Below are 13,601 nucleotides of genomic sequence, written 5' to 3' on the forward strand. Positions count from 1 at the left end.
CCCCGAATACTCCGTCGTTTTGGGCACCGGTGGCCCCGAACAGGCGCCGTCAGGTGGCTTCGGAGTCGAACACTGCTGACATCCCGGCCCCGGCCACCGGCTCGACTCGCGGCCCAGCCACACCCTCGGCCCCTGAATCAGGTGCCGTGCGGGCGTCAGCGCCGACAACCTCGGGCCCCCCGGCCGACTTGGCCTTGTGCTGCAGATAGGCGGGCTCAGGCCGCGGCGGCCGAGAGACGGGCCGCACCGCGGAAGCCCCGGCAGCGGCACCGCCCGCCAGATCGCTCCCGTCATCCAGCAGTGCCTCCCGGATGATGCGCCGCGGGTCGTACTGGCGAGGATCGAGCTTCTTCCAGTCGACGTCGTCGAAGTCGGGACCCATCTCGTCGCGCATGCGCTCCTTGGCCCCGTTGGCCATGTCGCGCACCGAGCGCACGAGCTGAGCGAGCTTGGCGGCATACCCGGGAAGACGCTCAGGACCGAGCACGAAGACCGCGATCACCCCGATCAGCAGCAGCTTCTCGAAGGTCAACCCGAACATCCTGAAAGCATACCGCCGCGTGCCTGCGCGCCACCCCGTCGGGCGATCTCTAAGCTGGCTGCGGAGGCCCACCGTGTCAAAAGAAGCAAGCTGGAAGTTCACCGACGACATCGTCGTCGAGAGCCCGCAGATCGTCGCTGCGCGCGCTCACGCCATCGAGGTCGGTGCGAGTTCCGTCTCCCCCGCGATCGGCAGCCAGCTGGCCGTGATCGCCGCGGCGACGGATGCGCGCAGCATCGTCGAGATCGGCACCGGCCTCGGCGTCTCCGCCCTCTGGATGCTCAAGGGCGCCCCTGAGGCCACGATCACGTCGATCGACACCGAGGTGGAGCACCAGCAGGTGGCTCGCGCGGCTCTGCTCGACGCGAAGGTGCCGGCCAACCGCATCCGGCTCATCACCGGCAAGGCCGAAGATGTGCTGCCACGCCTCAACGAGCGCTCCTACGACCTCGTGCTGGTCGACGCCGACCCCGCCTCGGTGATCGAATACGTCGAGCACGGTCTGCGCCTGGCTCGTCGCGGAGGCACCGTGCTCGTGCCCCACGCGCTCTGGAAGGACAAGGTGGCCGACCCCGCTCAGCGCGGCGACACCGTGGGCGACTTCCGCACTCTCATCAGCGAGCTGTCCGCATCCGACGCCGTTCTCGTGGCGCTCTCGCCCGCGGGCGACGGCCTGCTGCAGATCACCAAGATCCTCGACTGAGCCCGAGCCTGAACCCGAACCGAGGCGGAACCGGGCCCCGAACCGGAGACGACCCCGGCGCCGAAGCACCGGGGTCGTCTTGAAGGCTCACGCTTAAGCGGGGCTGACCACCCCGGCGAGAGCATCGTGGAGCTCTTTCGCCTCCGCGTCGTTGACGGAGACGACGAGGCGCCCCCCGCCCTCCAGCGGTACTCGAACGATGATGAGGCGTCCTTCCTTCACTGCCTCCATCGGTCCGTCTCCGGTCCTGGGTTTCATGGCGGCCATTCGGCTCCCCTTTCGTGGTGTCGATGTCTATTATCCCCGATGCGCGAGGCCCGATGAAACCCGGATGCCCCGCTGCCGCCGATCACGGCGGTGTCCAGTCCCGCCCGTCGACTCCCCAGGCGATGGCCATCCAGCCCACCTGGCCGGCGATCGCGACCAGAACCACGAGCACCCGGTAGACCTTCGATCGCGGAACCGCGAGCGCGCCGAGTGCGGGGAAGAGCGGCATGAGCAGCCGGAAGGTGCTCGACTGCGGAAAGAACACGGCGAGCAGGTAGAGCGCGTAGCTCGCGAGCCAGAGTCGCAGGTCGACGCCGAGCCGCTTGACGAGGGGAGTGAAGAGGAAGCCCGCGAACCCGATGATGATCGCCACCACGGCGATGACGCCGAGCGGTTCCCCCAGCCACCAGTTGCCGCCCTGGAACCACGCCGTGAACGGCACCAGTTCGCCGTAGCCGATGTAGGCGGCACGCCAGGCGAGTTCGGTATCGGTGTAGGCGCTCATCGATCCCGTCACCGCCCAGGCGATGAGCAACCACGCCACACCCATCACGGCGCTGAACGCGGCGAGCGCCACCGTCACCACTCGTTCGCGCACCGGGAAGGGGTCGGTTCGCCGCACCCAGAACCGGTGCACCAGGTGGAGGCCGATGAACAAGGCGAACGCGAGCCCCGAGGGCCGGGTCAGCGCCATCACCGCCACGATCGGGAACACCCAACCGTACCGTCGCGTGACGACGAGATAGAGGGCCGAGACCAGCAGCAGCAGCGCCATCGACTCCGCGTACGCGAACTGGAGAAGGGGCGACAGCGGCGCCACACAGAAGAGCACCACGCTGAAGAGCGCCGATCCCTCGTCTTTCAGCACGTGGCGCATGAGCTTGTAGAACACCAGCGCGGTACCGAGTGCGCAGCCGATGCTGATCACCACGGCGATCAGCTCCCAGTTGCCGCCCGTGACCCACCGGATGAGGCCGATGAGGAACGGGTAGCCCGGCATGAAGGCCCAGGCGTTCTCGGCGACGTGTCCGTCGGCCGTGACCGGCAGCGTCGACGGGTAGCCGTAGAAGGAGATGATCTTGTACCAGTTGCCGTCCCAGATGGCGGCGTAGCTGAGGTAGGGGGGATTCGCCCCCGTCCAGGGGTTGTCGCCCTGGGCGCGCGAGAACAGCAGCACGATGATGGTGGTGACCACGCGCGACAGCACGAACACCACGATCACGCGCAGCCACCAGGGCGTGGCTCGGTAGCGCATCCGGAGTCCCGACCCGGATGCCCGCGGCTCCGACTCCACCGCCTCCTGAATGCTCACCCGGCTCAGCTGCCGCTGGTGAGCCAGGCGCGCAGGCCGGCCTCGCAGTCGACGATCTGGCTGAGTCGCACCCGCTCGTCGTCGGCGTGGGCCTTGAGCGGGTCGCCCGGGCCGTAGTTCACGGCGGGGATGCCCATCGCCGAGAAGCGGGCCACATCCGTCCAGCCGTACTTCGGCTTCGCCTCGCCTCCCACGGCCGCGAGGAAGCGCTGCGCGAGCGCCGCATCCAGCCCCGGACGGGCGCCCTCGGCGAGGTCGACGATGGTGATGTCGTAGCCCGGGAAGAGTTCGTGGACGTGCGCGATGGCCTCGTCGCCCGAGCGGCTCGGGGCGAAGCGGTAGTTGATGTGCACCATGACCTCGTCGGGGATGACGTTGCCCGCCACCCCGCCCGAGATGCCCACGGCGTTGAGTCCCTCGCGGTAGACGAGCCCGTCGACCTCCACCTGGCGGGGCTCGTAGGCCGCCAGGGTGTCGAGGATGGGTGCGGCCTTGTGGATGGCGTTGTCGCCCACCCAGCTGCGCGCCGAGTGCGCCCGCAGCCCGGAGGCGCGGATCTCGGCGCGCAGGTTGCCGTTGCAGCCGCCCTCGATCTGCGAGTTGCTCGGCTCGCCCAGGATGGCGAAGTCGCCCACGAAGAGATCGGGACGGTTGCGGGCGAGGCGGTTGAGGCCGTTCAGCTCGTTCGAGACCTCTTCGTGGTCGTACCACATCCAGGTGATGTCGACCGCGGGCTCGCTCAGCTCGGCGGCGAGCTTCAGCTGCACGGCGACGCCCGCCTTCATGTCGACGGTGCCGCGGCCCCAGAGATACTCCTCGCCCTCGTACGTCTCGTAGCGGGAGGGCACGTTGGCGTTGATCGGCACGGTGTCGATGTGGCCCGCGATCACCACGCGCTCGGCGCGGCCCAGGTTCGTGCGCGCCACGACGGTGTCTCCATCGCGGATGATCTCGAGGTGCGCGCATCCGGCGAGCGCCGCGACGATCGCGTCGGCCAGGAGGCCCTCGTCGCCGGAGACCGACTCGATGTCGCACAGCTGCTGGGTGAGCACAGTCGAGGATTCGGCCAGGTCGAGAACAGGATGCGCGGGGTCGAAGGGGGGCATCCATCAAGTTTATGGTTCCCGGCCCAATACGCTTGAGTCATGGCTGAACACGCACTGAACGAATCCCCCACCGCCACCCACGCGTGGGGCCACGGCCTCGCCACGATCGCCGCAGACGGCACGGTGCTCGACACCTGGTTCCCGGCACCGGCACTGGGCGCCGCACCCGCGGGGGCCTCGCATCCCGATTCCCTCTCCGTGAACGCGATCCCGGATGCACGGCGTGCGGTCGACGTCGAAGTCGTCACGGTGTCGATCGAGCTCGCCGCGCCGCCGGCGTCCACGTCCGACGCGTACCTCCGCCTGCACCTGCTCTCCCACCTCCTGGTGGCGCCGAACTCGATCAACCTCGACGGCATCTTCGGCCACCTGCCCATCGTCGTGTGGACGAACGCGGGCCCCGTGCATCCCGACGACTTCGACCGTCTGCGGCCCTCGCTGCAGCGGGCCGGCATCCAGTCGTACGGCATCGACAAGTTCCCGCGCCTGCTCGACTACGTCACACCTCCGAAGGTGCGCATCGCAGACGCCTCGCGCGTGCGGCTGGGCGCCCACCTCGCTCCGGGAACCACCGTCATGCACGAGGGCTTCGTGAACTTCAACGCGGGCACGCTCGGCACCTCGATGGTCGAGGGGCGCATTTCGCAGGGCGTCGTGGTGGGCGACGGCTCCGACATCGGCGGCGGCGCATCCATCATGGGAACGCTCTCAGGGGGTGGAACGCAGCGCGTCGCGATCGGGCAGCGCGCCCTTCTCGGCGCCAATGCGGGCATCGGTATCTCGATCGGCGACGACTCCGTGGTGGAGGCGGGCCTCTACGTCACGGCGGGAACCAAGGTCGTGCTCATCGACGCGTCGGGCGCCGACGAGGAGAACCGCATCGTGAAGGCCGTCGAGCTCTCCGGTGTGCCGAACCTCCTCTTCCGCCGCAACTCCCTCTCGGGCGCGGTAGAAGCCGTCTCCCGCGAGGGCGTAGGCATCACCTTGAACCCCACCCTCCACGCCTAACCCCCTCCCCCTCCTCCTTCCTTCCTCCTCGCGACTCGCCAAAATCTCGTCTATTTCGACCGAATTGAACCGGATTTTGGCGAGTCGCGGAGAGGTATCCAGCCGCGGGAGCGGAGTGCCTCCCGGGTGCGAGCTGGAGTCGATCGCGGGCCCACCCCCGGGGTGACCTTGGTCTCGCGAAGATGGATCCACCCTGCGCGAACGAAACCCTCGTGGCGCTCGATGTCGCTGTAGAACTGACCGGCGTCCTCGCGATGCTGCTCGCCCTCGTACTCCACGACTACACGGAAATCGGGGTAAACGAGGTCTCCGAATCCGATACGGATGCCGTCGGCTCCTACGATCGGGAGATTCAACGCGGGCTCGGGCAATCCCGCGCGCACCAGAGCGAGCCTGAGCAGCGACTCCTTCGGAGACTCCGAGCCATCCCTCACCAGCTCGAGGGCGGCGAGGGCGTTCCGCCGACCGCGGCCTCGGAAGCGGCGGGCGCGATCCGCCAGCTTGTCGAGCGGGACATACGGTCGTGGGTCATGCGCATCGAGGTACCGCGGTGTCAGCACGAGGTGATCAGCCGCCGCGACGAGTTCGTCGAGCGATAGCTTCGGCGCGAGCTGCAACCAGACCGTGGCCGGGTCGAGAACTCTGAGGCCCGCGCGTTCCGTCAGCCGTAACGCCGGATTCGAGAGCTGATGACCGACCACGCCCGCGACTCGCGGTCGGTTGCTGTCGTCGAATGTCGCGACATGGATTCGGCTGTCGCGTTGCATCCAGCCGGGAAGAGGCACCTGCCAGAGCTGCGCCGCGGTCTCATGGCTGAAGACCTGGCCCTCGGTCATCCGTGCCGCATACGCGCGGCACCTCTCGAGAGTGGAGTCGTCGACCCCGAGGCTCGACCGCACCCCAGGAAACGGTCGCGCGAGATCGGCACCGAGCATCCGTGTGTCGCTGAGGCCGGCGGAACGACCTCGACCGATGTGGAAAGGTCGTGCGGCGAGGTCGGGTGGCAAGGGGGCTGAGCGAGGCATGCCCACATGCTCGTCGCCTCCGCCGACGCCCGAGCGCTACTCCACCGATCTGTGGACAACACTCCGCCTACCTCGTGGCGACTCGCCAATATTCGGTCTAAACGATCACAAATAGACCGGATTTTGGCGAGTCGCGAGGAGGGTTAGCGGGGGGCGATGAAGTTCGGGAGGTCGCGGGCCGGGGAGCCCGTGTAGAGCTGCTGGGGGCGGCCGATCTTGGTCTGCGGGTCGGTGGCCATCTCGCGCCAGTGCGCGATCCAGCCGGGCAGCCGGCCGATGGCGAACAGCACCGTGAACATGCGCGTGGGGAAGCCCATCGCCTTGTAGATCACACCCGTGTAGAAGTCGACGTTCGGGTAGAGGCGGCGCGAGATGAAGTAGTCGTCAGAAAGGGCGACCTGCTCGAGCTCCTTCGCGATGTCGAGCAGCGGATCCTGCACCCCGAGCGCGAGAAGTACCTCGTCGGCGCTCTCCTTCACGAGCTTCGCCCGCGGGTCGTAGTTCTTGTACACGCGGTGCCCGAAGCCCATGAGACGGATGCCCGCCTCCTTGTTCTTCACCCGCTCCACGAACTTGGCCACGCCTTCACCGGAGTCGCGGATCTGCGCCAGCATCGTGAGCACGGCTTCGTTCGCACCGCCGTGCAGCGGCCCGAACAGCGCGTTGATGCCCGCCGAGATCGAGGCGAACATGTTCGCCTCGGTCGACCCCACGAGACGCACGGTCGACGTCGACGCGTTCTGCTCGTGGTCTTCGTGCAGGATGAGCAGGCGCTCGAGCGCCTTCGACAGCACCGGGTTGATCTCGTACGGCTCAGCCAGGTTGCCGAAGTTGAGACGAAGGAAGTTGTCGACGAACGACAGCGAGTTGTCGGGGTACAGGAATGCCTGCCCGAGGCTCTTCTTGTGCGCGTAGGCCGCCATCACGGGCAGTTTCGCCAGCAACCGGATGGTGGAGATCTCCACGTCTTCCGGATTGTGCGGGTTCATCGAGTCCTGGTAGTAGGTCGACAGTGCCGACACGCCCGACGACAGCACCGACATGGGGTGCGCGTTGTGCGGCAGCGCGTCGAAGAACCGCTTCAGGTCTTCGTGCAGCAGCGTGTGGTGCCGGATCTTGTCGTCGAACTCCGACAGCTCCGACACGGTGGGCAGCTCGCCGTAGATGAGCAGCCACGCCACCTCGAGGTAGGTGAGCGACGTCGCCACCTGCTCGATGGGGTAGCCGCGATAGCGCAGGATGCCCTGATCGCCGTCGATGTACGTGATGGACGACTTCGTGGCCGCGGTGTTCACGAAGCCGTAGTCGAGGGCGGTGTAGCCCGTCTGCTTCGTGAGCGTGGAGAAGTCGATCGACGAAGCCCCATCCGAACTCCCGAGGAGCGGGAATTCGGCCGTTCCACCGGGATACGTCAGCGTTGCCTTCTGAGCTTCTGTGTGATCGACGTCCGTCACAGCGCCTCCTTTGAGTGATCGGGCTCGAGTGATCCAGCCTGCGTTGTCGTCAGCGGAACGCAATCGGCATCGGTAAGACGGTGACCGCGTTGACCCTCATACAGCCTAATGTGACCCGAACCCAACTGTCGCATCCGCCCACACTCGACCGCCGTCGTTGGAGGAATGCTCCTAACGCAGTCGGCCGGCGGTGAGCCGCGCGGCCGCCGCCGCGATCCGCTCGTCTGTCGCGGTCAGCGAGAAGCGCACGTGCTGCGGGAAGTACGACCCGTAGAACGGCCCGGGACCAGCCAGGATCCCCCGCGCGGCCAGCGCCGAGATCGTCTCCCAGGCGTCGCGGCCCTCGGTAGCCCAGAGGTAGAGACCGGCCGCACTCTCGTCGATGCGGAGACCGGATGCCTCCACCGCCGGCTTCAGCACGGCTCGACGCGCTCGATACAGCTCCTTCTGCGCCGCCACGTGGGCGTCGTCACCGAGGGCCACGAGCATGGCGGCCTGGACCGGCGCGGGCGGCATCATGCCCGCGTGCTTGCGCACCGTGGTGAGGCGCGCGATCAGCGCGGCGTCGCCGGCCGCGAAGGCGGCGCGGTAGCCCGCGAGGTTCGACTGCTTGCTCAGCGAATAGGCGGCGAGCACTCCCGTGAGGTCGCCCCCGGTGACCCGCGGATCGAGGATCGAGGGCACCGGCTCGGTGGCCCAGCGACCCTCCCAGCCCAGTTCCGCGTAACACTCGTCGCCCGCGATCACGGCACCCAGAGAACGCGCACGCTCGACGGCAGCGGCCAGCGCCGGCATGTCGAGCACCCGGCCATCCGGATTCCCGGGGCTGTTCAGCCACACGAGCTTGGTGCCCTCGGGCCACGACGCGGGGTCGTCGGAGGCGAACGACGAGGCTCCCGCAAGCTGCGCTCCGATGGCGTAGGTGGGATACGCGGCCCGCGGATGCACGACCACATCCCCCGAGCCGAGCCCCAGCATGAAGGGAAGCCACGCCACGAACTCCTTCGAGCCGATGGTGGGCAGCACGTTGGCCTCGGTCAGCCCGGTGACACCGCGGCGGCGTGCGAACCACGAGACGACGGCCTCCCGCAGCGCCGGGGTGCCCGCGGTCTGCGGGTAGGCGTGCGCATCGGTGGCCGCCGCGAGGGCGTCACGGATGAGAGCAGGCGTCGGGTCGACGGGCGAACCGATCGACAGGTCGACGATGCCGCCGGGATGCGCACGAGCGGTGGCCGCGAACGGCGCCATCTGGTCCCAGGGGTAGTCAGGCAGTTCGCCGAGTGCCACCGGAGACGCCGATCAGTGCTCGCCCTGGGGCGGGAGGGCCGCGATCACCGGGTGATCGTGCTTGATCACACCGACCTTCGCCGCGCCGCCCGGGGAGCCGATCTCATCGAAGAACTCGACGTTGGCCTTGTAGTAGTCGGCCCACTCTTCGGGCAGGTCGTCTTCGTAGTAGATGGCCTCGACGGGGCAGACGGGCTCGCAGGCACCGCAGTCGACGCACTCGTCGGGGTGGATGTAGAGCGAGCGTTCGCCTTCGTAGATACAGTCGACCGGACACTCGTCGATGCACGCGCGGTCTTTGACGTCCACGCACGGGAGGGCGATGACATAGGTCACAGTGGTTCAGGTCCCTTCGATAACCCAGGAGATCAAGTCTACCGACGCTCAGACGCGCCGGGCACCGCCGGCGAGTCGCGGCCAGGCGAGCACCACGACGGCCACGAGCGTGGCGCCGATGAGCCACACCATGCCGAGCGTGGAATCGGGGATGAGCACGGAGCCACCGGTGCTCGGCAGCGCCAGGAGCGTCACCGTGCCGACGAGGGCCACTCCGGACAGCAGAGCCGCGAGTCGGTTGGGGGCCACCAGACGGAGGCCGGCGAGCAGCAGCCCCGTGGCGGCGAGCGCGATGATGACGCCGACGGGCAGGTCGAACAGCCCGAAGACGCTCACCGAGATCTGGTGCACCACCGTTCCGAGCGCCCCGAACAGGAAGCCGAGCACGACCGCCACGACATACCCGATGACACGGGTGCTGAGCGACGTGCCCACGGGATCGGCCTCGGCCGGCGCCGGGCGCAGCGGTGCCGCGGGCACATAAGGGAGGGGTTCGGGCTGCACGCCTTCAGCCTAGAGGCCGATTCTGGGAGGAGTCAGCGCCGACGCCGTGTGCCGAACACGCCCTCGAGCACGCCCTTCAAGATGGTCTGCGTGGTCTTCGAGCCGAGAACGTCGGCGAGGATGTTGGGATCCGGCTTCGTGGCCCGGCTCCTCGGCGCCGGCGCCCGCCGGGCCTCCGCCTGCGCGTCGGCCCTGCGCTGACGCTCGAGCTGCGCATCCATCTCCTTCTGCTGCCGAGCGAACTCCGCCTCGGCCTCCACCCGCGCCTTCTCGGCGGCGACCGCAGCCTCGGCGGCCGCCGCCGTGGCTGCCGCCGCATTCATCTTCGCCGTCAGCATCTCCCGGGCCGATTCGCGGTCGATCGGGGTGCCGTAGGTGGCGAGCAGCGGCGAGGCGGCGACCGCGGCGTCGATCTGCGCATCTGGGGTGGGCGACATGGACCCCTGGGGGGCCCGCACGCGGGTCCAGGCCACGGGGCTGGGGGCGCCCTTCTCGTTCATCACCGTCACGACCGCCTCGCCCGTTCCGAGACCCTGCAGCACGGCCTCGAGGTCGTACGCCGACTTCGGGTAGGTGGACACGGTCGCGCGCAACGCCTTGGCGTCGTCGGGGGTGAAGGCGCGCAGGGCGTGCTGCACCCGGGAGCCGAGCTGGGCCAGAACATCGCCCGGCACATCCTTCGGCGTCTGCGTCACGAAGAAGATGCCCACGCCCTTCGACCGGATGAGGCGCACCGTCTGCACGATCGCCGCCGTGAAGTCCTTCGACGCGTCCTTGAAGAGCAGGTGCGCCTCGTCGAAGAAGAACACGAGCTTCGGTTTGTCGAGGTCGCCCACCTCGGGCAGGTCGTTGTAGAGATCGGCCAGCAGCCACATCAGGAACGTGGAGAACAGGGCGGGTTTGTCGGCCACCTGGGGCAGTTCGAGCAGGCTGATCACACCGGATCCGTCGGCCGCCGTGCGCAGGAAGAGAGACGTGTCGATCTCGGGCTCACCGAAGAAGGCGTCGGCGCCCTGGGCCGAGAAGGAGATGAGCTCACGCAGGATGACGCCGACGGTCTGGTTCGACAGCCCGCCCATGGTCTTCAGCTCGACCTTGCCCTCGTCGCTCGTGAGGTAGGTGAGCACCGCACGCAGGTCGCTGAGGTCGAGCAACGGCAGGCCGGCCTGTTCGGCGTAATGGAAGACGAGCCCGAGACTCGACTCCTGCGTGGCGTTGAGGCCGAGCACCTTGCTGAGCAGCAACGGGCCGAAGCCCGAGAGCGTCGCCCGCACCGGAATGCCCTTTCCGAGCCCGCCGAGGCTGAAGTACTCGACGGTGCTGGCGCGCGGGGTCCACTCCTGGCCGATGGCGGTGGTTCGCGCGAGCAGCTTCTCGTTGCCGTCGCCCGGGGTGGCGACGCCGGAGAGGTCGCCCTTCATGTCGGCCGCGAACACGGGTACTCCGTGGGCGGCGAGCTGCTCGGCGAGGGTCTGCAGCGTGCGGGTCTTGCCGGTACCTGTGGCGCCGGCCACGAGACCGTGGCGGTTGGTCATGGCGAGCGGGATGCGCACCTGCACGTCGGGCAGTGCGTCGCCGTTCACCAGGGCGCCGATGTCGAGCGCGGGGCCGTCGAAGGCGTAGCCTGCGCGGATGACCTCGACCCCGGCATCATCGAGGGGTGCGGATGCGGCGGGCGCAGCCGGGGCAGATGCCGGCGCGGCGGGTGCCGGTACGTCTCCGGCTGGTGGCTCCGCGGCCGGTGGTGCCGCCGCCGCTGCGGCAGCCGCCTCCTGCGCCCTCTTCACGGCGGCCTCCGCCGCCGCCTGAGCGGCCCTCGCCGCCTCGACCGCCCGAGCGGCCTCCTCTTGAGCTACGCGCAGCGCGTCATCCGTCATCTCGCCAGCATACGAGTCAGGTCGTTCCGAGTGGACAAATATCCGCTCGCTGGCTACGCTCGGACCTTGGTAAGGCAAGGCTTACCTCTACCCGTCTGAAAAGGTCCCCGTGCTCGCGAACTATCTGATCGGTCTGCGCGAAGGACTCGAAGCCGCGCTCGTGGTCGGCATCCTCATCGCCTACGTCACCAAGATCGGCCGCAGAGACGTGCTCGCCCGGCTCTGGATCGGCGTGGGCCTCGCGGTGCTCGTGGCCCTCAGCCTCGGCGCCATCCTCACCTTCGGCACCTACGGCCTCTCGTTCGAGGCCCAGGAGGCCATCGGCGGATCCCTGTCCATCGTGGCCACCGGGTTCGTGACCTGGATGGTGTTCTGGATGCTCCGCACGTCGCAGAACCTCAAGGGCACCCTGCAGTCCGACATCGACAAGGCGCTCATCGGCGCGGGGTGGGGCCTCGTGCTCGTGGCCTTCCTCGCGGTCGGCCGCGAAGGCATCGAGACGGCTCTCTTCATCTGGGCGGCCGTGCAGGCCACCGGGGAGACGACCCTGCCGATCATCGGTGCTGCTCTCGGCATCGCCACCGCCGTGGTGCTCGGATACCTCATCTACCGCGGCCTCGTGCGCATCAACCTCGCGAAGTTCTTCGCCTGGTCGGGTGGCTTCCTCATCCTGGTGGCCGCCGGCGTGCTCTCCTACGGCGTGCACGACCTGCAGGAGGCCGGCATCCTGCCCGGTCTGGGCAACCTCGCCTTCGATGTGAGCGCCGCCGTGCCCCCTGACAGCTGGTACGGCACCCTGCTCAAGGGCACGGTGAACTTCTCCCCCGCCACCACGTGGCTCGAGCTGATCGTGTGGCTCGCCTACTTCATCCCCACGATGACCCTCTTCCTCCGCGCCGTGCGCCGAGGATCCGCCCAGAAGAACGACCAGACACCGGTGACCCCCGCGGCCACCGCCACCCAGCCTGCCCACCGCTAGGAGTACACGTGAACACCAAGCCCCTCCTGATCACGGCCACCGCCGCGATCACCCTGCTCGCCCTCACCGGCTGCGTGCCGAACAACAACGGCGCCTCGTCCGGGGGTGCCGGCGCCATCACGGTCGACAGCTCGGCCACCGACTGCGCCGTCAGCAGCACCAGCGCCACGAGCGGCACCCTCACCTTCTCGGTCACCAACTCCGGCGATCAGGTCACCGAGTTCTACCTCCTCGCCGACGACGGCCTGCGCATCGTGGGCGAGGTCGAGAACGTCGGCCCCGGCATCTCGCGCGACCTCGTGGTGCAGGCCCAGCCCGGCGACTACTACACCGTGTGCAAGCCCGGCATGGTGGGCGACGGCATCGGCAAAGCGTCGTTCACGGTCTCGGGCGACAAGGTTCAGCTCGCGGGCGACGTTCAGGAGCAGGTGGATGCGGCGGCCCTCAACTACGTGGCCTACATCAAGGACCAGGTTGGCCAGCTCGTGACCGGCACCGACACCTTCCTCGCGGCCTACACCTCGGGCGACGACGCGACGGCGCGCGACCTGTACGCCACCACCCGCGCCAACTACGAGCGCATCGAGCCCGTCGCGGAGTCGTTCGGCGACCTCGACCCGGCCATCGACTTCCGTGAGGCGGATGTCGCCGAGGGCGACGAGTGGACCGGCTGGCACCGCATCGAGAAAGACCTGTTCCCGCCGACCGCGGCCGACAATGGCGGCACGACGTACGTGCCCCTCACCGCGGACGAGCGCACCTCCTACGCCGACAAGCTGAAGACCGACACGCAGACCCTCTACGACGCCGTCAACGACCCCTCCTACACGGTGTCGATCGACGCGATCGCCAACGGCGCCATCGGCCTGATGGAAGAGGTGGCCTCGGGCAAGATCACCGGCGAGGAGGAGATCTGGTCGCACACCGACCTCTGGGACTTCCAGGCCAACCTCGAGGGCGCCAAGGTGGCCTACGAGGGTGTGCGCGACATCGTCGAGACCAAAGACCCCGAGCTGGTGAAGACGCTCGACGAGCGCTTCGCCTCGCTGCAGGACACGCTTGCCCAGTACGGCTCGCTCGACTCCGGCTTCACCTACTACAACGAGCTCACCACCGACCAGGTGAAGCAGCTCGCCGACGGCGTCAGCGCCCTCGGTGAGCCGCTCAGCCAGCTCACGGCGACCCTCGTCGGCTGACACCTA

The 13,601-nt window shown here is 68.4% G+C and carries 13 protein-coding genes and 1 pseudogene; 4 read left to right on the forward strand and 10 right to left on the reverse strand.

Annotation, left to right across the window (positions count from 1 at the left end; all coding sequences use genetic code 11):
• Positions 1-289 precede the first annotated feature (289 nt).
• Positions 290-541 (reverse strand): annotated as a pseudogene (locus EPO52_RS02835) (Sec-independent protein translocase TatB); the annotation flags it as partial.
• Positions 542-614: 73 nt separating this feature from the next.
• Here EPO52_RS02835 and EPO52_RS02840 point away from each other — a divergent pair.
• Positions 615-1,244, forward strand: coding sequence for a class I SAM-dependent methyltransferase (locus EPO52_RS02840; protein WP_290801594.1), 630 nt, complete (start codon positions 615-617; stop codon positions 1,242-1,244).
• Between the two features lie 93 nt (positions 1,245-1,337).
• Here the strand turns inward: EPO52_RS02840 and EPO52_RS02845 are convergent, their stop codons facing one another.
• The 3 genes from EPO52_RS02845 to dapE all read right to left on the reverse strand — a co-directional run bounded on the left by EPO52_RS02845 (position 1,338) and on the right by dapE (position 3,929).
• The gene (locus EPO52_RS02845; RefSeq protein ID WP_084361480.1) at positions 1,338-1,511 is read right to left on the reverse strand and encodes a DUF3117 domain-containing protein; all 174 of its coding nucleotides are present in this window, start codon (positions 1,509-1,511) and stop codon (positions 1,338-1,340) included.
• Positions 1,512-1,593: 82 nt separating this feature from the next.
• Complete coding sequence (locus EPO52_RS02850; RefSeq protein WP_290801598.1) at positions 1,594-2,823, reverse strand: mannosyltransferase family protein; 1,230 nt, start codon at positions 2,821-2,823, stop codon at positions 1,594-1,596.
• A gap of 5 nt (positions 2,824-2,828) precedes the next feature.
• Positions 2,829-3,929, reverse strand: coding sequence for a succinyl-diaminopimelate desuccinylase (gene dapE / locus EPO52_RS02855; RefSeq protein WP_290801602.1), 1,101 nt, complete (start codon positions 3,927-3,929; stop codon positions 2,829-2,831).
• Between the two features lie 39 nt (positions 3,930-3,968).
• Here dapE and dapD point away from each other — a divergent pair, with 39 nt between their 5' ends.
• Complete coding sequence (gene dapD / locus EPO52_RS02860; protein ID WP_290801605.1) at positions 3,969-4,937, forward strand: 2,3,4,5-tetrahydropyridine-2,6-dicarboxylate N-succinyltransferase; 969 nt, start codon at positions 3,969-3,971, stop codon at positions 4,935-4,937.
• A gap of 50 nt (positions 4,938-4,987) precedes the next feature.
• Here the strand turns inward: dapD and EPO52_RS02865 are convergent, their stop codons facing one another.
• The 6 genes from EPO52_RS02865 to EPO52_RS02890 all read right to left on the reverse strand — a co-directional run bounded on the left by EPO52_RS02865 (position 4,988) and on the right by EPO52_RS02890 (position 11,420).
• Positions 4,988-5,962, reverse strand: a complete 975-nt coding sequence (locus EPO52_RS02865; RefSeq protein ID WP_290801607.1) for a hypothetical protein — start codon at positions 5,960-5,962, stop codon at positions 4,988-4,990.
• Positions 5,963-6,105: 143 nt separating this feature from the next.
• The gene (locus EPO52_RS02870; RefSeq protein WP_290801610.1) at positions 6,106-7,416 is read right to left on the reverse strand and encodes a citrate synthase; all 1,311 of its coding nucleotides are present in this window, start codon (positions 7,414-7,416) and stop codon (positions 6,106-6,108) included.
• 171 nt (positions 7,417-7,587) lie between these two features.
• The gene (gene dapC, locus EPO52_RS02875; protein WP_290801613.1) at positions 7,588-8,703 is read right to left on the reverse strand and encodes a succinyldiaminopimelate transaminase; all 1,116 of its coding nucleotides are present in this window, start codon (positions 8,701-8,703) and stop codon (positions 7,588-7,590) included.
• A gap of 12 nt (positions 8,704-8,715) precedes the next feature.
• Complete coding sequence (gene fdxA / locus EPO52_RS02880; RefSeq protein WP_092557938.1) at positions 8,716-9,039, reverse strand: ferredoxin; 324 nt, start codon at positions 9,037-9,039, stop codon at positions 8,716-8,718.
• 48 nt (positions 9,040-9,087) lie between these two features.
• Complete coding sequence (locus tag EPO52_RS02885) at positions 9,088-9,543, reverse strand: hypothetical protein (protein WP_290801621.1); 456 nt, start codon at positions 9,541-9,543, stop codon at positions 9,088-9,090.
• A 32-nt stretch (positions 9,544-9,575) separates the two neighbouring features.
• Positions 9,576-11,420 carry a helicase HerA-like domain-containing protein gene (locus EPO52_RS02890; protein WP_290801624.1) on the reverse strand — a complete coding sequence of 615 codons (1,845 nt, stop codon included), beginning with the start codon at positions 11,418-11,420 and terminating at the stop codon, positions 9,576-9,578.
• Between the two features lie 109 nt (positions 11,421-11,529).
• Here EPO52_RS02890 and efeU point away from each other — a divergent pair, with 109 nt between their 5' ends.
• Both efeU and efeO read left to right on the forward strand, forming a co-directional pair.
• The gene (gene efeU / locus EPO52_RS02895) at positions 11,530-12,399 is read left to right on the forward strand and encodes an iron uptake transporter permease EfeU (protein WP_290801627.1); all 870 of its coding nucleotides are present in this window, start codon (positions 11,530-11,532) and stop codon (positions 12,397-12,399) included.
• 8 nt (positions 12,400-12,407) lie between these two features.
• Entirely contained in the window at positions 12,408-13,595 is a 1,188-nt protein-coding gene (efeO, locus tag EPO52_RS02900; protein WP_290801630.1) for an iron uptake system protein EfeO, read from the forward strand.
• Positions 13,596-13,601 lie beyond the last annotated feature (6 nt).

Origin of the sequence: Herbiconiux sp. (assembly GCF_004297105.1) — a bacterium.
Taxonomy (GTDB): Bacteria; Actinomycetota; Actinomycetes; order Actinomycetales; family Microbacteriaceae; genus Herbiconiux.

Excerpts from the sequence above, each read along its gene's own strand:
- EPO52_RS02845 (WP_084361480.1), bottom strand. The coding sequence starts at position 1,511 with ATGGCCGCCATGAAACCCAGGACCGGAGACGGACCGATGGAGGCAGTG.
- dapE (WP_290801602.1), bottom strand. The coding sequence starts at position 3,929 with ATGCCCCCCTTCGACCCCGCGCATCCTGTTCTCGACCTGGCCGAATCC.
- dapD (WP_290801605.1), top strand. The coding sequence starts at position 3,969 with ATGGCTGAACACGCACTGAACGAATCCCCCACCGCCACCCACGCGTGG.
- EPO52_RS02865 (WP_290801607.1), bottom strand. The coding sequence starts at position 5,962 with ATGCCTCGCTCAGCCCCCTTGCCACCCGACCTCGCCGCACGACCTTTC.
- EPO52_RS02890 (WP_290801624.1), bottom strand. The coding sequence starts at position 11,420 with ATGACGGATGACGCGCTGCGCGTAGCTCAAGAGGAGGCCGCTCGGGCG.